At 69.7% G+C, this 22,371-nt stretch carries 22 protein-coding genes; 8 read left to right on the top strand and 14 right to left on the bottom strand.

From position 1 onward, the window contains the following. The 9 genes from OG927_RS28795 to OG927_RS28755 all read right to left on the bottom strand — a co-directional run bounded on the left by OG927_RS28795 (nucleotide 1) and on the right by OG927_RS28755 (nucleotide 9,960). The gene (locus tag OG927_RS28795) at nucleotides 1-1,017 is read right to left on the bottom strand and encodes an MCE family protein (RefSeq protein WP_330321027.1); all 1,017 of its coding nucleotides are present in this window, start codon (nucleotides 1,015-1,017) and stop codon (nucleotides 1-3) included. Further along, nucleotides 1,014-2,045 (bottom strand): MCE family protein, encoded by a 1,032-nt coding sequence (locus OG927_RS28790; protein WP_056792405.1) that lies wholly within the window; start codon nucleotides 2,043-2,045, stop codon nucleotides 1,014-1,016. Before OG927_RS28790 ends, OG927_RS28795 begins: the two co-directional genes overlap by 4 nt. Next, a complete protein-coding gene (locus tag OG927_RS28785; RefSeq protein WP_209469285.1) occupies nucleotides 2,042-3,340 on the bottom strand; it encodes an MCE family protein in 1,299 nt (432 codons plus the stop codon). Before OG927_RS28785 ends, OG927_RS28790 begins: the two co-directional genes overlap by 4 nt. Further along, nucleotides 3,340-4,143: an MlaE family ABC transporter permease gene (locus OG927_RS28780; protein WP_056792403.1), complete on the bottom strand. Its 804-nt coding sequence runs from the start codon at nucleotides 4,141-4,143 to the stop codon at nucleotides 3,340-3,342. Before OG927_RS28780 ends, OG927_RS28785 begins: the two co-directional genes overlap by 1 nt. Nucleotides 4,144-4,146: 3 nt before the next feature. Beyond that, complete coding sequence (locus tag OG927_RS28775) at nucleotides 4,147-4,998, bottom strand: MlaE family ABC transporter permease (RefSeq protein WP_056792402.1); 852 nt, start codon at nucleotides 4,996-4,998, stop codon at nucleotides 4,147-4,149. Further along, nucleotides 4,995-5,978 carry an ABC transporter ATP-binding protein gene (locus tag OG927_RS28770; RefSeq protein WP_124280517.1) on the bottom strand — a complete coding sequence of 328 codons (984 nt, stop codon included), beginning with the start codon at nucleotides 5,976-5,978 and terminating at the stop codon, nucleotides 4,995-4,997. Before OG927_RS28770 ends, OG927_RS28775 begins: the two co-directional genes overlap by 4 nt. Before the next feature lie 700 nt (nucleotides 5,979-6,678). Further along, nucleotides 6,679-7,635 carry a hypothetical protein gene (locus OG927_RS28765; RefSeq protein ID WP_056792400.1) on the bottom strand — a complete coding sequence of 319 codons (957 nt, stop codon included), beginning with the start codon at nucleotides 7,633-7,635 and terminating at the stop codon, nucleotides 6,679-6,681. 74 nt (nucleotides 7,636-7,709) lie between these two features. Beyond that, nucleotides 7,710-9,212, bottom strand: coding sequence for a DUF6801 domain-containing protein (locus tag OG927_RS28760; RefSeq protein WP_056792399.1), 1,503 nt, complete (start codon nucleotides 9,210-9,212; stop codon nucleotides 7,710-7,712). A gap of 106 nt (nucleotides 9,213-9,318) precedes the next feature. Continuing rightward, a complete protein-coding gene (locus tag OG927_RS28755; protein WP_056792398.1) occupies nucleotides 9,319-9,960 on the bottom strand; it encodes a hypothetical protein in 642 nt (213 codons plus the stop codon). A gap of 662 nt (nucleotides 9,961-10,622) precedes the next feature. Between OG927_RS28755 and OG927_RS28750 the strand changes: the two genes are divergently transcribed. From OG927_RS28750 to OG927_RS28735, 4 genes are all read left to right on the top strand, one after another. Then, complete coding sequence (locus tag OG927_RS28750) at nucleotides 10,623-11,837, top strand: PucR family transcriptional regulator (RefSeq protein WP_330321026.1); 1,215 nt, start codon at nucleotides 10,623-10,625, stop codon at nucleotides 11,835-11,837. A 198-nt stretch (nucleotides 11,838-12,035) separates the two neighbouring features. Then, nucleotides 12,036-12,299 (top strand): hypothetical protein, encoded by a 264-nt coding sequence (locus OG927_RS28745; RefSeq protein WP_056792526.1) that lies wholly within the window; start codon nucleotides 12,036-12,038, stop codon nucleotides 12,297-12,299. A gap of 68 nt (nucleotides 12,300-12,367) precedes the next feature. Next, complete coding sequence (locus OG927_RS28740) at nucleotides 12,368-12,841, top strand: SCP2 sterol-binding domain-containing protein (protein ID WP_124280518.1); 474 nt, start codon at nucleotides 12,368-12,370, stop codon at nucleotides 12,839-12,841. A 4-nt stretch (nucleotides 12,842-12,845) separates the two neighbouring features. Continuing rightward, the gene (locus OG927_RS28735) at nucleotides 12,846-14,060 is read left to right on the top strand and encodes an acyl-CoA dehydrogenase family protein (protein WP_056792395.1); all 1,215 of its coding nucleotides are present in this window, start codon (nucleotides 12,846-12,848) and stop codon (nucleotides 14,058-14,060) included. A 95-nt stretch (nucleotides 14,061-14,155) separates the two neighbouring features. Here the strand turns inward: OG927_RS28735 and OG927_RS28730 are convergent, their stop codons facing one another. After that, a complete protein-coding gene (locus OG927_RS28730) occupies nucleotides 14,156-15,382 on the bottom strand; it encodes a cytochrome P450 (protein WP_330321025.1) in 1,227 nt (408 codons plus the stop codon). 108 nt (nucleotides 15,383-15,490) lie between these two features. On the opposite strand from OG927_RS28730, the gene OG927_RS28725 reads away from it, so the two are divergent. Next, nucleotides 15,491-16,327 (top strand): ATP-grasp domain-containing protein, encoded by an 837-nt coding sequence (locus tag OG927_RS28725; RefSeq protein ID WP_056792393.1) that lies wholly within the window; start codon nucleotides 15,491-15,493, stop codon nucleotides 16,325-16,327. A gap of 54 nt (nucleotides 16,328-16,381) precedes the next feature. Beyond that, a complete protein-coding gene (locus OG927_RS28720; RefSeq protein WP_330321024.1) occupies nucleotides 16,382-18,454 on the top strand; it encodes an MDR family MFS transporter in 2,073 nt (690 codons plus the stop codon). Between the two features lie 104 nt (nucleotides 18,455-18,558). Here the strand turns inward: OG927_RS28720 and OG927_RS28715 are convergent, their stop codons facing one another. The 4 genes from OG927_RS28715 to OG927_RS28700 form a co-directional block, all read right to left on the bottom strand. Next, complete coding sequence (locus OG927_RS28715) at nucleotides 18,559-19,017, bottom strand: YchJ family protein (RefSeq protein ID WP_056792391.1); 459 nt, start codon at nucleotides 19,015-19,017, stop codon at nucleotides 18,559-18,561. 129 nt (nucleotides 19,018-19,146) lie between these two features. Next, entirely contained in the window at nucleotides 19,147-19,956 is an 810-nt protein-coding gene (locus OG927_RS28710; RefSeq protein WP_056792390.1) for an SAM-dependent methyltransferase, read from the bottom strand. Between the two features lie 65 nt (nucleotides 19,957-20,021). Beyond that, on the bottom strand, nucleotides 20,022-20,258 hold the full coding sequence (locus OG927_RS28705; protein WP_014049581.1) for a DUF397 domain-containing protein: 237 nt from the start codon (nucleotides 20,256-20,258) through the stop codon (nucleotides 20,022-20,024). Beyond that, the gene (locus OG927_RS28700; RefSeq protein WP_056792389.1) at nucleotides 20,258-21,118 is read right to left on the bottom strand and encodes a helix-turn-helix domain-containing protein; all 861 of its coding nucleotides are present in this window, start codon (nucleotides 21,116-21,118) and stop codon (nucleotides 20,258-20,260) included. The genes OG927_RS28705 and OG927_RS28700 overlap by 1 nt, the downstream gene beginning before the upstream one ends. A gap of 205 nt (nucleotides 21,119-21,323) precedes the next feature. On the opposite strand from OG927_RS28700, the gene OG927_RS28695 reads away from it, so the two are divergent. Next, nucleotides 21,324-21,782 carry an ATP-binding protein gene (locus tag OG927_RS28695; RefSeq protein ID WP_056792388.1) on the top strand — a complete coding sequence of 153 codons (459 nt, stop codon included), beginning with the start codon at nucleotides 21,324-21,326 and terminating at the stop codon, nucleotides 21,780-21,782. After that, nucleotides 21,776-22,213: a hypothetical protein gene (locus tag OG927_RS28690; RefSeq protein ID WP_056792387.1), complete on the top strand. Its 438-nt coding sequence runs from the start codon at nucleotides 21,776-21,778 to the stop codon at nucleotides 22,211-22,213. Before OG927_RS28695 ends, OG927_RS28690 begins: the two co-directional genes overlap by 7 nt. Nucleotides 22,214-22,371: the final 158 nt, after the last annotated feature.

The following is a 22,371-nucleotide window of genomic DNA, read 5'->3' as shown; positions in this document are numbered from 1 at the left end:
TCAGCGGCCCCCTTGCTTCGGCGGCATGCAGTCGTCCGCGGGGAGCGTGCCGGCGGGCAGGTAGCTCTTCGGGACGACTCCGCAGACGTAGTTGTCGAACCAGCGGCCGTTGCCCAGGGTGTTGCCGACGAGCCGGTTGTAGGTGCCGGCCAGCGACAGCACCTTGTCGAGGCTCTTGCGGTTCTTCACCAGGACGGTGGTGACCCGGCCGAGCGAGTCGAGGGTGGGCTTCAGTTGCTTGTTGTTGTCCTCGACGAGTCCGGTGAGCTGGGTGCCGAGGTTCCTCGTCCCGGTGAGCAGCAGGTGGATGGAGTCGCGGCGGGCCTGGATCTCGCCGAGGAGGAGGTTGCCGTCCTCCAGCAGGGTCTCGAAGCTGCTCTTCTTGCCGGCGAGTGTTCTGGTGAGCTGCTTGCTGCCCTTGAGGAGGGTGGCGAGCTGCGCGTCCCGTTCGGAGACGGTCTTCGACAGTGCGGAGAGCCCGTTCGCGGCACTGCGTACGTCGGGAGGGGAGTCCTTGAACGTCTCGGAGATCGTCTCGAAGCTCCGGGCGAGCTGGTCGGTGTCGATCTCCCCGATGGTCTCGCCGAGCCCGTTGAACGCCTGCGTGACGTCGTACGGGGAGGTGGTCCGGCTCCTGGTGATGCGGGAGCCGGGGTCCTGGGGGGCGTTGCCCAGCGGGTCGACGGCGAGGTACTTGTCGCCGAGGAGGGTCTTGATGGCGATGCCGACGGTGGAGGAGTTCCCGATCCAGGCGTCCTTCACCTTGAAGTCGACCTTCACCTTGGGGCCGTCGAGCGACACCCCGGTCACCTCGCCGACCTTCACACCGGCGATGCGCACCTCGTCGCCGTCGGTCAGGCCGGCCGATTCGGAGAAGTCTGCGGTGTAGGTGGTTCCGCCGCCGATGAAGGGCAGGGCGTCGGCGCGGTAGGCGGCGAGGCCGAGGAGGGACAGGACGAGGAGTCCGGCGATGCTGACGGCCACGGGGTTGCGTTCCCGCACGGGCTTGATTCTCATGACAGGCACCTCGGCTGGGTGATCGCGATGCCGGTGGGCGGAGCACTGCCGTCCTCGTTCGTCACTCCGGCGACCTTCGCTTCGCAGAGGTAGAGGTTGAGCCACGAGCCGTACGAGGCGAGGCGGGTGATCGCCGCCATCTTGGCCGGGGTCTTCTGCAGGAAGCTCTCGATCTTCGGCGTGTTCTCGTCGAGCCGGTCGGTGAGGCGTCCGAGCTGTGCGATGTCCTCCTTGAGGGGCTTGCGCCCGTCCTGGAGGAGATCGGCGGTGACGGTGGTGAGCGCGCCCATCGCCGTCACCGCTTCGCCGAGCGGCTCACGGTCGCCGGAGAAGCCCGTGACGAGCTTCTGGAGGGTGACCACGAGGTCGTCGAAGCCGGCCTCCCGGTCGTTGACGGTCTTCAGGACCGTGTTGAGGTTCTTGATCACCTCGCCGATCACCTCGTCCTTGGCCGCGACGGTGCCGGTCAGCGATCCGACGTGGGAGAGGATGCTGTCGACGGTGCCGCCCTCGCCCTGGAGGACCTGCACGAGGGAACCGGCGAGCTGGTTGACGTCCGGCGGCGACAGCCCTTCGAACAGCGGCTGGAAGCCGTTGAAGAGCTGCGTCAGGTCGAGTGCCGGCGTGGTGCGGGAGAGCGGGATGGTCGCGCCCGCGGCGAAGCTGCGGCCGACGGGTCCCGCGCCCTGGTCGAGGTCGATGTAGCGCTGGCCGACCATGTTGAGGTACTTGATCGACGCGGTCACCGAGGCGGGCAGCCTGCGGCCCTTGCGCACGGCGAAGCCGACCTCGGCCAGCCGTTTGTCGGCGACCTCGACGGACTCGACCTGGCCGACCTTGACGCCGGCGATCCTGACGCTGTCCCCGACGACGAGCCCGGTCGCGTCGGTGAACCGCGCCTTGTACGTCGTGGTGTCGCCGACGCCCGTGTTGGCGATGGACAGGGCCAGGACGGTGGTGGCCAGGACCGTCACGACGATGAAGACGATCGATTTCGCGAGGGGTCCCGCGAGGGAGCGGCGCTTCACTTGAGCTTCACCTCCGCACCGCGGAAGGCCGGACCGATGAGCACGCTGCTCCAGTCGGGCAGGGTCTGCGGCTGGACTTCGAGTGAGGGGGCGACGAGTTCGTTGACGAGCCTGCTCTCCTGGGGGGAGTTGGGCATGCCCAGCGCGCTGTCGGCGGCGGGCTCCCGCGTCTCCTCGCCGACGGCTGCGTCGTCCGTGGCGGGCGTGGTTCGGGTGTCGGCGGTGGGTGCCGCCTTCCCGACGTACGGGACCGAGTAGCAGTGCGGGCCGCCGGTGGCGTCGTAGACCGGGGTGTCCCGGCCGGCCACGTACTTGCCCTTGGACTTCACGGCCTTGACGGTGACGTGCAGTCCGGGCTTGTCCGTGCCCTTGCCGAGCGCCTTGTCCATGGCGGGGACGAAACCCGCCATGGTGCGCAGGGTGCAGGGGAAGGCGTCCGAGTACTCCGCGAGGAGTTCCAGTGTCGGTCTGCCTGAGGCGGAGAGCCGGATGAGGTTGTCCTTGTTCTGCCGCAGGAAGGAGGTGACGTCCTGGGCGGAGGCGGTGGTGGAGCCGTACAGACCGGCGAGTTCCGCCTGCTGTTCGGCGAGGGTGCCGCTGGTGGTGGTGAAGTCGGTGAGTGCGTCGAGGACGTCGGGTGCCGCGTCCGCGTAGAGCGTGCTCACCTTGACGAGTTCCTTGATGTCCGCGTTGAGCGTGGGGAGCTGGGGGTTGAACTCCTTCAGATGGGCGTCGAGGGTGACCAGCGTGTCGCCGAGCTTGTCGCCGCGTCCCTCCAGCGCCTGCGAGACGGCGTTGAGGGTGGCGGCGAGCTTCTGCGGCTGCACGGCGGTGAGCATCGGCAGGACGTTGCTCAGGACTTCCTCCAGCTCGATGGCGTTGCTGGAGCGGTCCTGAGGGATCACGTCGCCCGCCCGCAGGGTCTGCGCCGAGGGGACGGGCGGGGGGACCAGGGCGACGAACCGCTCCCCGAAGAGGGTGGTGGGCAGCATCTGGGCGGTGACGTCGGCCGGTATCCGGCCGAGTCTGTCGGGCTGGATGGCGAGGGTCAGCCGCGCCCCTTCGCCGTCGGCCGCGATGTCGCGGACCTGCCCGATCACGACGCCGCGCAGCTTCACGTCGGCGTTGTCGTGCATCTCGTTGCCGACGCTCCCGGTGCGTACGGTCACGGTGACGTCGTCGGAGAAGTCCTTCTCGTACACCGAGACCGACACCCACACGAGCAGGGCGGGCACGAGCACGAAGGCCACCCCGGCAAGTCTGCGGCGCACCGTCTGCGCCGTGGAGGAATGCATCAGCCGGCCACCTTCACCGTTGTCGTCGCGCCCCAGATGGCGAGTGAGAGGAAGAAGTCGGTGACGCTGATCAGCACGATGGCGTTGCGCACCGAGCGGCCCACGGCCACACCCACCCCGGCGGGGCCGCCGGTGGCGTGGAAGCCGTAGTAGCAGTGGGCGAGGATCACCAGCACGCTGAAGATCAGCACTTTGAGCACCGACAGGAGCACGTCGTCCGGGGAGAGGAAGAGATTGAAGTAGTGGTCGTACGTGCCCGCGGACTGGCCGTTGAAAAGGACGGTGACGTAGCGGGACGCCACGTACGAGGAGAGCAGCCCGATCGCGTACAGCGGGATGATCGCGACGACTCCGGCGATGATCCGGGTGGTGACGAGGTAGGGCATGGACCGGACCCCCATCGCCTCCAGGGCGTCCACCTCCTCGTTGATCCGCATCGCTCCGAGCTGGGCGGTGAAGCCCGCGCCGACGGTCGCGGAGAGGGCGAGGCCCGCGACGAGCGGGGCAATCTCACGGGTGTTGAAGTAGGCGGAGATGAAGCCGGTGAAGGCGGAGGTACCGATCTGGTTGAGCGCCGCGTACCCCTGGAGGCCGACGACCGTGCCGGTGGCGAGGGTCATCGCGATCATCACGCCGATGGTGCCGCCGATGACGCCGAGGCCGCCGCTGCCGAAGGCGACTTCGGCGAGGAGCCGCTGCACCTCCTTGAGGTAGCGGCGCAGGGTCCGCGGGATCCAGATCAGCGCGCGTACGTAGAACAGGAGCTGGTCGCCCGAGCGGTCGAGCCGGCTGAGCATCGACATCGGTCAGCTCCCCTTCGCGGGGACGATCTGGAGGTAGATCGCCGTGAGGACCATGTTCACGAAGAACAGGAGCATGAAGGTGATGACGACGGACTGGTTGACCGCGTCGCCGACGCCCTTGGGTCCGCCGCGCGGGTTCAGTCCGCGGTAGGCCGCGACGATGCCCGCGATGAAGCCGAAGACGAGGGCCTTGAACTCGCCGATGTAGAGGTCGGGCAGCTGGGCCAGCGCGGAGAAGCTCGCGAGGTAGGCGCCCGGTGTGCCGCCCTGCATGATCACGTTGAAGAAGTAGCCGCCGAGCGTGCCGACGACGGAGACCAGTCCGTTGAGCAGGACGGCGACGAGCATGGTGGCGAGGACCCGGGGGACGACGAGGCGCTGGATGGGCGAGACGCCCATGACCTCCATCGCGTCGAGCTCCTCGCGGATCTTCCGGGAGCCGAGGTCGGCGCAGATGGCCGAGCCCGCCGCCCCGGAGATCAGCAGCGCCACGATGAGCGGGCTGGCCTGCTGGATGACGGCGAGGACACTGGCGCCGCCGGTGAAGGACTGGGCGCCGAGCTGCTCGGTGAGCGAGCCGACCTGGAGGGCGATGACCGCGCCGAACGGGATGGAGACGAGGGCCGCGGGCAGGATGGTGACGCTGGCGACGAACCAGAACTGCTCGATGAACTCCCGTACCTGGAAGGGCCGCCGGAAGATCGCCCGGGTCACCGCGGCGGCGAGCGCGAACAGCTTCCCGGTCTCGCGCAGCGGGGCGAGCAGCCGTGACGGGGACTTCTGCCGCGGCGTGGCGTCCGCGGGGACGCGGTCCGCCGGTTCGCCGGCCGGCCGGACCGGCAGCGGGGCCGTCACGGGCGCCCACCGCCCGGGGCCGGTGTGTAGCTGTTCAGGATGGCCGTACGGGCGGCCTGCGGCAGCTGGCCCATCATCGCCATGACCCGCTCCCGTCGGCGCAGCGCGCCCTGCCGCACGGGCATCCCGGGCGAGGGCTCCAGCTGCGGGACGACGCTGCGCGGCCCGGCGCCGGGGCCGGTCCCGTTCAGCTGCTCGGCCGCGAGGGTGGCCGCGTCCTTCTCCTCGGACATCCCGATGGGGCCTTCGCGGCGCCCGGCCAGGAACTGGGAGACGACGGGCATGTCGCTGGTGAGCAGTACCTCGCGGGGCCCGAAGGTGACGAGGTTGCGGCAGAACAGCATGCCCATGTTGTCGGGGACGGTGGCCGCGATGTCGAGGTTGTGGGTGACGATGAGCATCGTCGCGTCGATCTGCGCGTTGAGGTCGATGAGGAGCTGCGAGAGGTACGCGGTGCGGACCGGGTCGAGTCCGGAGTCCGGCTCGTCGCAGAGGATGATCTGCGGGTCCAGCACGAGGGCACGGGCCAGGCCGGCACGCTTGCGCATTCCGCCGGATATCTCGCCGGGCAGTTTCTCCTCGGCTCCGAGGAGCCCGACGATGTCGATGCGCTCCATGACGATGCGGCGGATTTCCGATTCCTTCTTGCGGGTGTGTTCACGCAAGGGAAAAGCGATGTTGTCGAAGAGCGACATCGAGCCGAAGAGCGCGCCGTCCTGGAACATGAGACCGAAGAGCTTCCGGGTCTCCATGATCTCCCGCTCGGGGCTGTTGACCATGTCGACGCCATTGATGAGGACGCGTCCCTGTTCCGGCTTCAGAAGTCCGATGATGGATTTGAGGAAGACCGTCTTTCCCGTACCGGAGGGACCGAGCATCACGCTCACCTCACCGGCCGGCAGCGTGAGGCTGACGTCCTGCCAGATGTTCTGCTTGCCGAAGGACTTCGTCAGGCCCTCGACGACTACTTCGATTCCCATCGGCCCTCCTTCGAAGGGGTGGTGAACGACGTCATCTGTCAGCGCTCCGGCTCAGAGATATCCAATGGCGACTCGTCACGCATGCACCAGGAGGCGCACGTTAGGTCCGCCGAAACCGCCAGGACAAGCCGTTGAACAGCGGAAATCGACGGGCAGGGTGCCCGGTGTGGATCACTTGTCACCGAGTGACAACCCCGTACGGCGGGTTTGTCGAAATCTGCGCAAGATCTCCGGTGTGCGGGCCGGGGCCGGTCCCGCGCCGCGGGACCCCGGCACCGGGAGGGGGCTCGGCTCCGGATGGAGGACCCGGGTCCGCAGCCGCTCCCGGCGGAGACCCGGCCAAGGGGGGCGCGACCGGGAATCCACGAGCGTCGAACGAGCAGGTGCGGACGCGTTTCCGACCTGCTCATCCGGGACGCTACGGGTCAGTAACCTTACTTCGCAATAGCGGTTCACGAATTTTCTGACAGGTAATGCGCAGGCGCTGATTTCTTGTGGCCCGATGAGTAATCGGCTGTCGAAACCTATCGAAAAGTGAGGCTTCGAGGACGGGGCCGACGTGTCACGGAACGCCTTCAGGGCACGACGAAGCCCGCTCCGACCAGCATGTCGTCCGGTCGGAGCGGGCTCATGGGCGGGAAATCGGCGGCACGCACGAAGTGACAAGGAGCGGGGTGCGGTGCCGGCCGCGCCCTGTCGGTTACTTCACCGCGGAGTGCCAGTTCCGGGCGAGCTCCTTGCCGGCGTCGGGCACCGACATGCCGGGTGCCGTGAGACCGGCCGTGTAGGTCTTGGTGTCGTTCAGGACCAGATTGTTCGAGCCGGCCGCGGCGGGCAGGCCGACCTTGAGGTCGATCGCCCAGCTGAGCAACCCGCCCAGCCCGCAGCCACTGGCCTTGGGCACGGAGAACTGGTTGTCACCCTGAGCGGCCCCCGACAGCCCGATCTGGATCATCGAGCCCCCGTCCGGGTTCGCGGTGCCGTCCCCGTCGAACAGGGAGACGCCCATGGTCGGAGCGTTGAGGTTCCCCGGCCGGAGGAGCACCGGGTTGCTGTTGCTGCCGATGTAGCAGTTGGAGCCGAGAAGCGGGTTCTCCAGGCGGATCCTGACGGGCAGCTTGACGATGGGCCCGGAGGAGATCCCCGCGACCAGGCTGAATTCGGTCGGCGCACCGGCCGACTCCACCGTGGCGGTGACCTTGTTCAGGGTCGCGTCGGTGATCTGCCCGCAGACCGCGGAGACGACCGGGATGTTGCTGGGGCACATGATGCCCAGCAGCCCGCCCGGGATCGTCGTCTTGCCGCTGACAAGGGATCCGGCCGCCGGGGGGACGACCGTGTAGGTCCCCTGGGCCGGGTGCTGGATGACACCGAACTGCATGTTCGTGGAACCGGTCGTGGCCGTGGTGTTGCCCAGTTTGATCGTGCCGTTGGGCGATGTCGAGGTCACGCACAGAGCGATGTCGGTGTCCCCGTCCGTCGCGAGCATGGCGGGGTTGTCCACCGGACAGCGGTCGAACGGGGCCCAGGCACCGTTGAGCTGGGTAGCGGCGGCCGTGGCGGCACCGGCCGGCGTCGCAGTCAGGGGCATGACCAGCGCGGCGGAAGCGGCGACGGCACCGGCGCCCTTGATCCAGGTCTTCGAGACAGGTCTCATCGTTCCCTCAATTCGATTACGGCTCAGAAGAGTTGTCGTGCTCGGTGCGTGTTGTTCCCGCCGGTGGCGAGGCCTCAGCGAGCTGCCTTCGGCACGTCCACCGGCTGGTTCTCGGGCGTGCAGACGGCCCGGTCGCCCTGGGCGGCGGCGCAGGGGGCCCCCTGCACCTGCTTGACGTAGCCGGGCGATCCGGACAGTGAGGCGGTGAAGAGGTTGTCGAGGTCCTCGTCGACGCCGCACCCGCTGAAGGGCGGAAGCGTCACCGAACCCGTGACCGGGCCGCCCTGACCCAGGGTGTAGCCGTCGAGGACGCCGTCGGCCCCGTACGTCCCGAGGCCGTTCAGGGTGAGCGTGAAGGGCTTGCTCGTGCGGCAGTCGTCCCCCACGTCCAGGGGGACGCCGTTGACCTCGACGTCATGCAGCCGGAGCATGAGGTCCAGGGTGATCACCGTGGTGTTGCGGCTCGAGAAGTCGGACATCTTGATGGCCAGATCGGATTTGACGTTCGGCGTCAGGCTGCCGTCGTCCCGGGTTCCCGGGGGGATCTGTGTCATTTCCAGAGTGGCCGTCGTCGGCATGAATCCGAAGGTGAGGAACGTCCCCTCGGCGGGTGGCAGCTGGGGCTTGCCCTGGTAGTCCAGCACCACGGTCGAGTCCTGGTACATGTGCATGTAGCCCGGATCGGAGAAGTCCGGTCGTGTCTCGCCCTGCGTGATCTGCCCGCACGCCACCGGGAATCTGGTCGCGCCGTCGAGTTTGGTCACGTTCGCGTAGCCGGTCACGTAGGCGACCATGTTGAAGGGGTCGTCCGGGTCCCCCACACAGGGCGGCGCGTCGGCCGCCGCCGGCTCCTCGGCCCTCTTCCCCACTTCGGGCCTGCCGGTGTCCCCCCATTCCGCCGTCCCCCCGGGCAGGCTCGCGCTCGGTGACGGCTCCGATCCGGTCCCGTCCTCCTCGTCGGCCGCTACCCCCACCGTCGCCAGGGACGCCTCCTGGTCCGCGTCCAGGACGCATTCCAGCGCGAGGCTCCGCGGTTCGGCCGGGGCACCCTCGGCGGTCCTGGGCGTCAGGACCACGGACAGGCCGGCTGCTGCGAACGAGAGGTCACCGGGTGCCCCGGGCTTCACGTACGGAACACCCCCGGAGGTGTTCAGCGTCAGGCCGCCCGTCTCGGGAACGGGCGCGGACTCCGCGCCGGCACCGACCCACTCGGCTTCCGCGTGCCCGCCGTTCTGCGCAAGGTCCACCGTGAGCCGCGTCTCGGCACTCACGGTCGCGGCCCCTGCCGCTGTCAGCTCCGCGACCACGCCCTCGGGCAGGGTCACCTCCGTCACCACGTCCTCGGGCTGTACCGCCTGTCCGGCCCGGACCGCTTCCGCGACCCGTGCTCGCACCCCCGCCTTCACCGGCTGCTCTCCGGACGGGAGGTCACAGGTGTACGAGAGGTCGGCGTCGATCTCCAGCACACCGGGGGCCGCCTGCGCACTGGGGATCATGCCCCCCATCAGGACGGCGGCGGCCACGGCGGCGCCCCGCGCGGTACGGCGCCGGACTCCCGCGCCCTGGATGCGCTTCATTCAGGTGTTCCCCTTCGGACGGACCGGCCGGAACCGGGACGGTGGATCGCACGACGGGCGTGCCGCCGTGCGATCCCTCTTCAGCCGACTTCGGTGCGTGCCCCGGTCAGGGGACGTACGTGATGCTCGGCTTGACCGTGCCGCCGATCGGCGTGACGGCCCCGTACGAGGCGGTGAACGTCGGGTTGTTGCCGATCGCGGCGATACCGGCGCAACCGGGGCTGACACTCACGACCGTCAGCTTGTAGGTGGCGTTGTTGCTGACCGCCAGCTTCCCGGTGGAGTTGGTGTAGGTGGCGACGACGGAGCCCGTCACGCGGAACGTGCAGGTGAGCACGGTCAGCGTGGCGTCGACACCGGTGATCGCGCCGTTGGTGACGCCCGAGCCCGCCACCTGGGTGTTCGCCTTCAGCTGCCAGGCGGGCGTGGTGTCGGTGACCGGCGAGACGGCTCCGAACGGGCTGGTGCACCCGCTGAAGGTCAGCGGCGCGATGGTGCCGACCGTGACGTTCGTGCTGCCGGCCGCGGAGGCCAGGCTGCCCTGTGCCGCGGACGACGAACACGTCATGGGAATGCCGTTGAGGTTCAGCACGACGCCCGTCGCGCTGGCGCTGAACGTCTCGGGCGAGTTGGGTCCGACGACCCACTGCGGTGCGGCGACGCCCGCGGTGGCGGCGGGTGCCGCGAGGGCGACGGCGGCGGTGGCGGCACCGGCGGCCACAGCGAGCTTTCTGAGGGAGTTGCGCACAGTTAGTTCCTCCGATTCGACAATGCGGGTGCACTGTTGCGGGGACAGCACCAGAAATCCTGCAAAGGTGCAGGGAGGTGCAGCGATGAATCGTGTTGCGTGGGGGCCGTGCTGCTCTTTCAGCCACACACGTTCTGTGACAGGGCGTGACGTTACTTGCGGGAAACTTGGAGCACAATCCCGCCGGTCAAGATTGGTCCCGTAAGTTTTTTTACTCGTCCGTGGGTCACTAATTCGCCCGGCCCACTTGTCACTTGGTGCGCAATAACACGCGGAGAGTTCAGGCCTCACCCGCCCCCCGTCCCCGCACGGGCACCCGGCGGGGCGCTCCCCCGGGAATGCCGGGCGCCTGGAGGGAGCTCCGGAGGGAGCGGTGCGCACCGGGGAATCCGGCGCCACGCTGGGTCACTTCCCCGTTCCGCGGACCACGCGCGTCCGAAAATGTTGTCCGGAAGTGAGCACTCCCGCCCCACCTGCACCGAAGGCCCATAACGCGGCGCGGATGCGTGGCCCTTGCACTTCCGGTGTGTCCAAGTGATGTGCATCCCCCCCGACTTGGTCTATCTTCGTCGCCGACGTCGGTATACACCCGTCGGTCCGTGAGAGCGCTTCCCCCAAAAATGCCTCACCCGCGCCGGGCACCGGAGAGCAAGGGGACAGTCATGCCAAGACTCATACAGCCGCTGGACACCGGCGACCCCCTGGGGCCTCTCCCTCAGGAATTCGCCGCCATCATGCGGCCCGAACTGCCGAGCCTGATCAAAGAGATCGGCATGGAGGTCACCCGCGCGTATCCCGAATACGCGCGTCTGCTGAACGGGCCCAACGGCCAGTCGATCCGGATCGGCGTCGAACAGAGCCTGTCCTCGTTCGTCGACCTGGTCGCCGAACCGTCGTCCCCCACGGTGTTGCGGGACGACATGTGCCGGAGGTTCGGACGGTTCGAGGCCTACGAGGGCCGCAGCATGGACGCCCTCCAGGGGGCCTACCGGCTGGGCGCGCGCATCGCGTTGCGGAGGGCGAAGAAGGTCGGCCGGAGCTACAACTTCTCGCCGACACTGATGCTCAGCTTCGCCGACGCGCTGTTCGCCTACGTCGACGAGTTGGAGTCGCTGTCCCGCGAGGGGTATCTGGAGGTGCAGACCCAGTCGGACCAGCAGGGCGAAGCGATGCGCCGCCGGCTCCTGCACCTGGTCCTCGCCGGACGCCCGACACCCCGTACCGCCATCGCGGAACTCTGCGAGCAGACCGGCTGGGTCCTGCCGGAGCAGGTCACGCTCGTCGCCGTCCGCACTCCGGTCGGCGTCGACCCCGCCGACCTGCCCCGCGACGTCCTGGTCGACCTCGGCGATCCGCAGCCGCACCTGCTCGTCCCCGGCCCTCTGGACGATGCCCGACGGGGCATGCTCGACCGCGTCCTGACCGGTACCCGCGCCGCGATCGGGCTGACCGTACCGACCGCGGACGCGTCCGACTCGCTCCGGTGGGCGCGAAGGGTCGTCGAGCTGATCGACTCCGGCGTCATCGACGACGCGCCGGCCGTCCTGTGCGAGGACCACCTCATCACCCTGTGGCTCCTCTCGGACCCCGCCCTCCTCGACCAGCTCGCCGAGCGTGAGCTGGCTCCGGTCGCCCACATCAGCGCCAACCGGCGCGAGCGGTTGATCGAGACCCTCCGGATCTGGCTCGACACCCGAGGCACCGCGGCCCAGATGGGCGAGCTGCTGGACGTGCACCCCCAGACGGTCCGCTACCGGATGCGCAGCCTGGAGTCCATCTTCGGCGAGCAGTTGGTCGACCCCGAGAGCCGGTTCTCCACCGAAGCCGTGCTGCGGGCCCTGCAGTTACGTGCCCGCAGCGAGGAACCTGCTGGCTGACGCCGCATCACAAATTATGGCAAAGAGTCAACTTACTACTGAGTAACGCGAAATAGACGGTCAGTCCCAAACGGTTGCGACACGGAGACGTTCTCAACGAGAAACCAGGAACTGCGTCCCGTACACATGGAGGAGCAGGTGGCCCACCGGCCGTCCCGCGGTACCACCTCCTGGCCGACCACCCGAGAGGGAACCCCCATGACCGCCTCGCACCTCCTCGTCCCCGTGCCGATCCCGGACCGGATCGCCGCGCTGATCGGGTCCTGCATCCCGCCGCACGTCCTGGCCGCGGAGTTCGACGCCCACTGCGCGGCCCGAGAGGTCCGCAGGTTCCGCGGGCCGAGGCTCGGGGTCGAGGACCAGGCCGACCGCGAGCAGGCGCTGTCCGAGCTGGCCAGGGCCAACAAGACGCTCTCCGCCCACCACCCCCTGCTCGCGGTGCGCCCGGGCGGGGCGTGGTGACACTTGCGGAGAGGCGGCGGCGGTCTTACCTTACCCAGAAGTAAGTTTACTCTGGAGTAAGGATTTCCGTGGCCGACAACAGCGGCGGCAACGCCACCGACGATCTGGCCGGGCTCGACTTCGCCGCCGTCTCCCCCGCGGAGTTCGCACGGATCGTCAAGGGCCTGTCCGCCAAGCAGCTCACCGAGTTCATGCACGGCGAGATACGCACCCGTGTGCTCAGCGAGGTCTTCGGACGCATGCGGGAGCAGTTCCGCCCCGAGGCGGCCGGACAGCTCCGGGCGCTGATCCGTTGGAAGATCACCGGCGAGAGCGACGAGGTCTACGAGACCTCGATAGCCGCCGGCACGTGCACCGTGCGTGCGGGCCGCTCCGACGCGGAGCCCCGTACGACGCTGATGATGGGCGACGCGGACTTCCTCAAGCTGGTGTCCGGCAACGGCAACCCGGTGACGATGTTCATGATGCGCAAGCTGAGGATCGTCGGCGACGTCGGCCTCGCCTCCGGGCTCACCCGCTACTTCGACATCCCGAAGGCCTGAGCCCATGAGCTACTTCTCCCTCGCCCTCACCGAGGAGCAGCAGGACCTGCGCAACTGGGTGCACGGCTTCGCCGCCCAGGTGGTGCGCCCCGCGGCGGCCGAATGGGACGCGCGGGAAGAGACCCCGTGGCCCGTCATCCAGGAGGCGGCCCGGATCGGCCTGTACGGATTCGAGTCGCTCGCCGACATGTACGGGGACCCCAGCGGGCTCTCCCTCCAGATCGCCAACGAGGAGCTGTTCTGGGGCGACGCCGGCATCGGCATGGCGCTCTTCGGCACGTCGCTCGCCGTCGCGGGAATCTTCGCCTCCGGCACGCCCGACCAGCTCGCCGAGTGGGTGCCGCAGTGCTTCGGCGACGCGGACGACCCGAAGGTGGCGGCCTTCTGCGTCTCCGAGCCGCAGGCCGGATCGGATGTCTCCGCGATGGCGACGAGGGCCCGTTACGACGGGGCCAAGGACGAGTGGGTGCTCTCCGGGCAGAAGGCGTGGATCACCAACGGCGGGATCGCCGAGATCCATGTGGTCGTCGCCTCGGTGGACCCGGCCCTCGGCGCCCGGGGCCAGGCCGCGTTCATCGTCCCGCCGGGCACCGAGGGCCTCGAGGCGGGCCGGACCGTCAAGAAGCTCGGCCTGCGCGCCTCGCACACCGCGGACGTCTTCCTCGACGACGTGCGCGTGCCGGGGCACTGCCTTCTCGGCGGGAAGGAGAAGCTGGACGCCCGGCTCGCACGGGCCCGCGAGGGCGGCAGCGCCCAGGGCCAGGCCGCGATGGCGACCTTCGAGGTCAGCCGCCCCACCGTGGGAGCGCAGGCGCTGGGGATCGCGCGGGCCGCGTACGAGTACGCGCTGGAGTACGCCGTACAGCGGGAGGCCTTCGGCCGGCCCATCATCGAGAACCAGTCGATCGCGTTCGCGCTCGCCGACATCCGTACCGAGATCGAGTCCGTGCGCCTGCTGATCTGGCAGGCCGCGTGGATGGCCCGCAACGACCGGACCTTCGACGCGGGCCAGGGCTCCATGTCCAAGCTGCGCGCGGGCGAACTCGCCGTGTCGGCCACGGAGAAGGCCGTCCAGATCCTCGGCGGCGCCGGGTACAGCAGGGAACACCCGGTGGAGCGCATGTACCGCGACGCCAAGATCTACACGATCTTCGAGGGAACCAGCGAGATCCAGCGCCTCGTCATCGCGCGGGCCATCTCCGGGCGTCACATCCGCTGAGCACACCGCGCACGCCCCCTGCCGCCGCACGGCGGCGCACGCGGGTCCGGGTCCGCCGAAGGGGTCGGTGCGCACATCGGCCGAGCCGCCGCGTCTCAGGCCGCGGCCGGGGTGAACCGGACCCGGAGCGAGGCCGGACCACGGGTGAAGACTCCCTGTTCGACGGGGGCGAAGCCGTCGGCCAGTCGCAGGTCCGGCATCGCGTCGAGAAGTTGGTTCACACCGGTCTCGACCTCGGCCCTGGCCAGCAGGGCGCCCACGCAGAAGTGCCGGCCGAGGGCGAACGCCAGGTGGTCGGCCGCCGCGGAGAACGCGTTGGTGCTGGTCAGATCCGTGCGGAAGAGGTCGAAGCGGTCCGGCTCGCGGTAGCGGGCCGCGTCGCGGTTGGCCGAACCGATGAGACACGTGACGGTGGCACCGGCGGGAACGGTGCCACCCGTCAGCTCCACCTCGTCCACCGTCTGCCGCATGATCATGTGGACCGGCGGCGTGTAGCGCAGGGTCTCGGCGAAGGCCCGGTCGATCAGGGACCGGTCCTCGCGTACGGCGGCGAGCTGCTCGGGGTGGGCCAGCAGATTGGCGAAGACGGACGCGATGGCCTTGTCGGTGGTCTCCCCGCCGGCCGCCAGGAGCAGGCTGCAGAACGCCTTGATGTCCTCGTCGCTCATCCGCACGCCGTCGACCTCGGCGGTGCAGAGCGCGGAGAGCAGGTCGTCGCCGGGGTCCGCCCTGCGCCGCTGGATGACCGGAATCATGTACTTGGCGAATTCCCGGCGGGTCCGTTCACCTGCCGCCGTCACGGCGGGGTCGCCCGCCAGGTTTCCGAGGAAGGCGACGACGGTGGTGTACCAGTCGCGGAAACGGGCGTGGTCCGCGCGGTCCAGGCCGAGCATGTCGGCGATGACCAGGACGGGGAAGCGGGTCGCGAACGCCTCGACGAGGTCGGCTTCACCGGTGTGCCGGAAGGCGTCGATGAGCTCGCGGGCGTTCCGCTCGATGACGGGCAGGATCTTGTCCTGGAGGTCCGCACCGCGGAAGGCGGGGGCCACCAGGGCCCTGCGCACGGCGTGCTCCCTGCCGCTGAGCTGCAGGATCGTCCTGCCGTGCACGGGCTCCAGCTGCCAGTCGTAGTTCTCGGTGGTGAACTCCCGGGCCTTGTCCTTGAAGACGCGCTCGACGTCCTCGTACCGCGAGACGAGGTAACTGCCGGTGGCCTCGTGCCGGATCAGCGGGGCGTGGTCGCGCATCGTCCGGTAGGCCCCGTAGGGGTCGGCGGCGAAGGCGGGCGAGAGAATATCGGGCAGGGACGCAGCTTGTGACACGTATGACTCCTGTGGGGCGCGTAGCCGAATGCTCCGGGGTCGTGAACGAGCAACGTCCGCAAGGCTATTGACCGGCTGCCCGGTCCCGCACCCCCCAGGGAGAACATCATGGACACCGCGTCCGGCGGGCCACGCCCGTCGCTCCTCTTCGTCAGCGACCTCGGCTACGAGGCGCGCGGCCGCCGGTACTGCGACGAGGACATCTTCCTCACGTCCCGGCTGCGGGAGGAGTTCGACGTCGCGCTCTGTCACCCCCGCGACGCCGCGGCGCTGCTGGACGGCTTCGACGCCGTGGTCATGCGCAACAGCGGTCCGGTGCTGCACTACCAGGAGGCCTACGACGCCTTCCGGGCCCGGGTCCGGCAGCTGGGTCTCCCGGTCTACAACGCGCTGGACGGGCGCGGGGACATGGCGGGCAAGCAGTACCTGGTCGATCTGAGCCGGGCCGGCTTCCCGGTGATCCCCACCGCGGACCGGGCGGCGGACCTCGGACTGCTCCCCCGGGCCGACGAGTACGTGGTCAAGCCGAAGCTCGGCGCGGATTCGGTGGGGCTCCGGTTCACCCGGGACGCGGTGCTCCCCGAGGGCGGCGACGGCACGCTGCTCGTGCAGCCGAGGATCGACTTCCGCTACGAGGTGTCGTTCTACTTCATCGACCAGGACTTCCAGTACGCCCTGTACGCGCCGCATCCGGAGCGGCGCTGGGTGCTGGAGCCGTACCTGCCGGACGCCGCCGACCTCGCGTTCGCGCGTCGCTTCGTGGAGTGGAACAGTCTCGCCCACGGCATCCAGCGGGTGGACGCCTGCCGGACCGCGGAGGGCGAGCTGCTGCTCGTGGAGCTGGAGGACCTCAATCCCTACCTCTCGCTCGACCGTGTCCCGGAGGACGCCAGGGAGGCGTTCGTGGCCCGGATGAAGGTCTCCCTGCGACGGCTGACGGCCTGACCCGTCCGGCCTTTCCCGCATGCGTGGGGCGGGGGCCGGTGTGAAGGTGCAAGCGTGACCACTGCCAGCGAGACCGCCCCCGCCGCGCAGAGTGCCGCCGCGCCACCCGTCCTCGACCCGCGCCGCAGGAACATCGTCTTCGCGACGATCGTGCTCGGGATCCTGCTGGCCGCCCTGGACCAGACGATCGTGGGAACGGCACTGCCCACGATCGTCTCGGAGCTGGGCGGCGCCGAGCACATGTCGTGGGTGGTCACGGCATATCTGCTGGCGGAGACCGTCGCGACCGTCCTGGTCGGCAAGTTCGGTGACCTGTTCGGCCGCAAGCTGATCTTCCAGATCTCGGCGGTCATCTTCATCACCGGCTCGTTCCTCTGCGGCCTGGCGTCGAACATGCTGCTGCTGATCATCTGGCGGGGGCTGCAGGGCATCGGCGCGGGTGGTCTGATGGTCACGTCGATGGCGCTCATCGCCGATGTCATCCCGCTGCGCGACCGCGGCAAGTACCAGGGCGCGATCGGCGCGGTCTTCGGCATCGCGACGGTCGTCGGACCGCTGCTGGGGGGTCTGTTCACCGACCACCTGACGTGGCGCTGGGCGTTCTACGTCAATGTGCCGATCGCGATCGTGGTGGTCATCGCCGCCGCCCGCAACATCCCGGCGGTGCGGGCGGCCGGGCGGCCGGTCATCGACTACCTGGGCATCGCACTGGTCGCGGTCGGCGCCAGCGCGCTGATCCTGGCGACGAGCTGGGGCGGCAACGAATACGCCTGGGGCTCCCCGGTCATCATCGGTCTGTTCACCGGCGGGCTCGTCGCGCTGGCACTGTTCTGCGTGGTGGAGGCCCGGGCCAAGGAACCGATGCTGCCCATGCGGCTGTTCCGGAACCCGGTGTTCACGGTGTGTTCCGTCCTCAGCTTCATCGTGGGCTTCGCGATGCTCGGCGCGATGATCTTCCTCCCCACGTATCTGCAGTACGTGGACGGGGACTCGGCCACCCTGTCGGGGGTGCGGACCCTGCCCCTGGTGGTCGGGCTGCTCGTCGCCTCGGTCTTCAGCGGCAACGTGGTCAGCAAGACGGGTCACTACCGGATCTTCCCCGTCGTGGGATCGCTGGTCATGGCGGCCGGTCTCTTCCTGCTCTCCCGGATGGGCCCGGGCAGCGGGGTGTGGCTGGAGTCGCTGTACATGCTGGTCCTGGGGGTGGGCATCGGCCTGTCGATGCAGGTGCTGACCATCGCCGTCCAGAACACCGTCGACTACTCGGACCTGGGCACGGCGACCTCGGGCGTGACGTTCTTCCGCACCCTCGGCAGCTCGTTCGGTACGGCGGTGTTCGGCACGATCTACGCGAACGCCCTGCGGCCGAATCTGGCGGAGGGCATCGAACAGGCCGTGCGGGCGGGCGGCGACCCCGCCGTCCTGGCGAAGGCCGCGGAGAGCCCTCAGGCCGTGCACGCCCTTCCCGCCGAGCAGACCGCTCCGCTGGCGCAGGCCTACGCGGACACCCTCCACACGGTCTTCCTGTGGACGGTCCCGGTCGCCCTGATCGGGTTCGTCGTGGCGCTGTTCCTGAAACAGGTGAAGCTGCGCGACACCGCGCGGGCGGACTCGACCGACATGGGCGAGGGCTTCGCCCAGCCGGGCACCGGGGACTCCGCGAAGCTGCTCGAATTCTCGGTGGCGAGGATCCTGCACGCCGCCGGGCCCGACACGGCCAGGCGGATCGTCGCGGAGTCCGACACCCGGCTCGACATGGCGGGTGCCTGGGCCGTGATGCAGGTCGACCTGTTCACCCGGATGGTGGGCCACGCGGGACTCCGGCTGATCGCCGCCCGCCACCGGATCCCGCCCGAGGTGCTGGTGCCGGTCTTCGACCGGATGATCGAGGAGGGCTATCTGACCGGGGACGGCCACCTCTTCGCCCATACGGCGTCGGGCCGGCGTGAAGCGGCCACCCTCTCCGCCGCCTGGGGGCGGTGGCTCAACGAGCGGCTGGCCGAGGACGGTGCCCGGCCCGACGACCAGCAGTTGCGCGCCGCGGTGGATGTCATCGCCAAGCGGCTGCTCGCGGAGGACCTGGCGCACGAACTGGCGCCGGCACAGCGGACGGCATCCCCCGCCTGAGGCCCGGGTCCCCGGGTCCTCGGCGGCGGGAGGACGGTCCTGCGCGGGCCGTACGGGAGTCCTCTCGGCGGCCGGGGCCGGCGGGCGGCCCCGTACACCGCTCCTCAGTCGACGAAGACCGCCGCCGAGTAGACCCACGCGCCCTCGTGGCGGACGAAGCGGCTCTGCTCGTGGAGCGCGTCGGGGCGGCCGCCGTCCGTGTAGTGGGCGCGGAAGGTGACCGTGCCGGTGGTGTGGAAGGCGCTTCCCTCGGTCGTGTCGAGGATGTCCAGGCCCGTCCAGCGCATGGCCGGATCGAATTCCACAGACGGGGGGCGGGTCTCCGGGTGCCAGGTGCGCAGCAGGTACGCGGCGTCCCGGACGACGAAGGCCGCGTACCGCGAGCGCATCAGTGCCTCGCACGTCGGGGCGGCGGCGGTGCCGGCGTGGAACCGGCCGCAGCAGTCCCCGTAGGCGGCCGGCCCGCCGCACGGGCACGGCGAGGCCGGGGTGGTCTGCCGGGGGCCCGCCCCGGCGGCGGCGGGGCCGTCCGGCCGGCGCGGGCGTGAGGTACGTCGTGACATGTGTCCATTGTGACCCGCGGCCCGCGCGCCGTGCCCCGGGGACGGGCCGGCGATCGTGCGCGGCCCGGCCCGGGCGCGAGCGTGACGACCGGGGCTGTGCGGTCGGGCGCGACGGCCGGGGTGCGACCGTCAGGGCTTGCGGGCCACTCCCGCGTAACCGGGGATCGGCTCGTCGCCGGGGACGTCGATGACCTCGCCGAGCTCCGGCCGCCAGTCGGCGGAGAGCGAGACACCGGGGTCCACGAGCTCGAGCCCGTGGAAGAACGCGGTGAGCTCGGCGCGCGAGCGGGGCCGCAGGGTCATGCCGCGCGCCTTGTACAGGGCACGTGCCTGGGCCGCGCCCTCGGGGTCGAAGTCGCCGGTGGTGTGCGAGAGGACCAGGTAGCTGCCGGAGGGGAGCCGGTCCAGGAGCCGGTCGACGAGGTCGGCGGCCCCGTCCTCGTCGTCGATGAAGTGCAGCAGGGCCAGGAGGGACAGCGCGATGGGCCGGTCGAAGTCGAGGACCTTGCCGGCCGCTTCCAGGATGCTGTCGGGGCGGCGGGCGTCGGCCTGGATGTACTCGGTGGCCCCCTCGGGGGTCGAGCGCAGCAGGGCCGCCGCGTGGGCGAGGACGATCGGGTCGTTGTCGCAGTAGACGACGCGTGCGTCCGGGGCGGCCTGCTGGGCGATCTGGTGGAGGTTCGGCTCGGTGGGTATGCCCGTGCCGATGTCGAGGAACTGACGCACGCCGTGTTCGGCGAGCCAGCGGGTGGCCCGGTGCATGAAGGCCCGGTTGACCCGGGCCATGTCGCGGCCCCGGGCGTCCAGGGTGAGCAGTTGGCGGGCCATCTGCTCGTCGACCGGGTAGTTGTCCTTGCCGCCGAGGAACCAGTCGTACATCCGAGCCGGATGCGGCTTGCTCGTGTCGATCTCGACAGCGGGGTTCTCTTGCCCGGTCATGCGCGCTCCGTTGGTCGGCGGTCACTCGGCGAACAGCGTGTGGGGCGACCTTATGTGGTGGGGCGTCAGGTGAGGAGGAAGTCCGCCTGACCGGCCTTGGCGCCCTGGATGAATGCCGCGATCTCACCGTTGGAGTAGATGAGTGCGGGGCCGTCGGGATCCGCGGACTGGCGGACGGCCACTCTGCCGTCGGCCAGCTTCATGGCCTCGATGCAGTTGCCCCCGTTACCGCCGCTCCACGGCTTGTACCAGCCTTCCGTTCCGAGGTCGGCGGCCGGCATGCCGTTGTATATGTGGTTCATCACAGCTCCTTGCGGAAGTCCCTGAGGATTTCCTTCGTGCGTTGTGCAGTTGCGGCCTGAGCCGCCATGCGGTCCATGACCTCGAGGTAGGAGGCCACCTCGGGGCGCGCGTCGAAGTAGACGGCGCCGGTCAGGTACTCGCTGTAGACCATGTCGGGCAGTTCGGGGACGGCGAAGCGGAAGAGGACGAACGGGCCGTACGTGCCCGGGTGGTGGCCGGTCGCGAACTCCGCGATCTGCAGCGTCACATGGGGCAGTTCGGTGGCCTCCAGCAGCCGGTCGACCTGGCCGCGCATGGCGTCGGGGCTTCCGACGGGGCGACGCAGGACGGTCTCGTCCATGACCACCCACAGCTTCGGCGCGTCCTCCTTGGTGAGCAGCGACTGCCGTGCCATCCGCAGTGCCACATGGCGCTCGATGTCCTCGGGCCTGGTCTGGCCCACTGCACCGGTGCGCAGGACGGAGCGTGCGTAGTCCTCGGTCTGCAGGAGGCCGGGGACGAAGTGCGGTTCGTAGGTGCGCAGGAGGCTGGCGGCGCCCTCCAGGCTGACGTACATGCTGAACCAGTCGGGCAGCACGTCGTGGAATCGCTGCCACCAGCCGGGCTTGTTGGCCTCCTCGGTGAGGTCGACGAAGGCCTCGGCCTCGTCGTCGCCGATCCCGTAGGCCTTCAGGAGAAGCTGGACGTAGGGGATCTTCAGCCCGACCTCGGCGGTCTCCATCCTGCGGATCGTCCCGGGGGCGACACGGAGCACCTTGGCGGCCTGATCGCGGCTCAGGCCGACACGCTCCCGCAGATCCTGCAGACGCTTGCCGAGAACGACCTGGCCCACGGTCGGGGCGGACCGCGGTTCGCTCACTTCAGACCTCCCGATGCGCTGTTTGCCAGCAGTGTGCCATGCACACGGCCTCAAGGACACTGTCACTCTGGAAATTTCAGAGTGCCTCTTGCCAAGTGTTCATGTCAGAGGGAGAGTTGCTGAGTGAACGAGTTCACGTAGCGCGCCCGACCCCATTTCCGCACGGTGCGAAGCGTGACGCAGCCCCCACTGTGAGGATTCGGTCGTGGCACCTGGCAGTGCGCTCATCCCCCGGCTCATGGATCTCAGCCCCGGGACGGAAGCGCTCCGTTACTGCTTCGCGCTGCCGGCGCACCCCGAATCGGTCGCCGGTGCGCGCCGCCTGACGAGGGCCCGGCTGGAGAAGTGGCGGCTGGGCGGGGACGCGTACGACGCGGCCGTTCTGATCGTCTCCGAGCTGGTCACCAACGCCGTGGTGCACACCGCCAGTGCACGGGTCCTCTGCGAGCTCAGGTGTACGGGCGGGCGGCTCCGCGTGTCCGTGCAGGACCAGGGGCACCAGCCGGGGGGCCCGCGGCTGTCCCTCACCTCCGACGACGAACACGGGCGCGGACTGCTGCTCGTCGACTCCATGAGCGCGGCGTGGGGGTCCCACGACGCGGGGAACGGCTCGGGCCGCATCGTGTGGGCGGAGCTGCCGTGCGGCACGGAGCGCTCATGCTGAAGAGGGCCCTGTCCCAGCTGTTCGGCCCGCGCGGCGACCGTCCGCGGGACGACTCCGTGCCGGGGCACGTCCGGCTGCCGCTGCCGCCCGCGCTGTCCGCGAGCCTGGGCTGCGACGCCGTCGGCGTGCCCGCCCGCTACGGATTCCGGTTGATGTCCCATCTGCCGCGGGCCGGTTGCGTGTTCGCCGATGCGGACCAGTGGTGGTGGATCGTCCCTTCGGGCTCGGATCTCGATCTGGACTGGCCGGAGCAGGCTTCGTACGCCACCGGGGCATACGTCCCGGCCGGACGTCCACGGCTGATCCATGCACCGGACAGCCGTACGCCCTACACGCCGCCCATTCCGCTTTTCCTCATGGTGTGCCAGGTCACCGGGGTCACGCCGTCCTGGACGCCGTCGGGCCCGCCGAAGGCCGTACCCGCGCCCTGACCGGTCGCCCCGGTCACCTCCCGAGGGCGTCGCAGGGGCAGAGCGGCGGCGCGCGACGCGGCACTGCTGCGGGCGTTCCCGGGCGCGCTGAGCTCGCTCGGCACCGCCGAGGCCGCCGTCTGCGCCTCCTGGCTGGAGGCGCGGCCGCACCTCCGGGT

It is taken from the genome of Streptomyces clavifer, from assembly GCF_036345975.1.
Taxonomy (GTDB): Bacteria; Actinomycetota; Actinomycetes; order Streptomycetales; family Streptomycetaceae; genus Streptomyces; species Streptomyces clavifer.
This window is presented reverse-complemented; position numbering and strand designations above follow the sequence as displayed.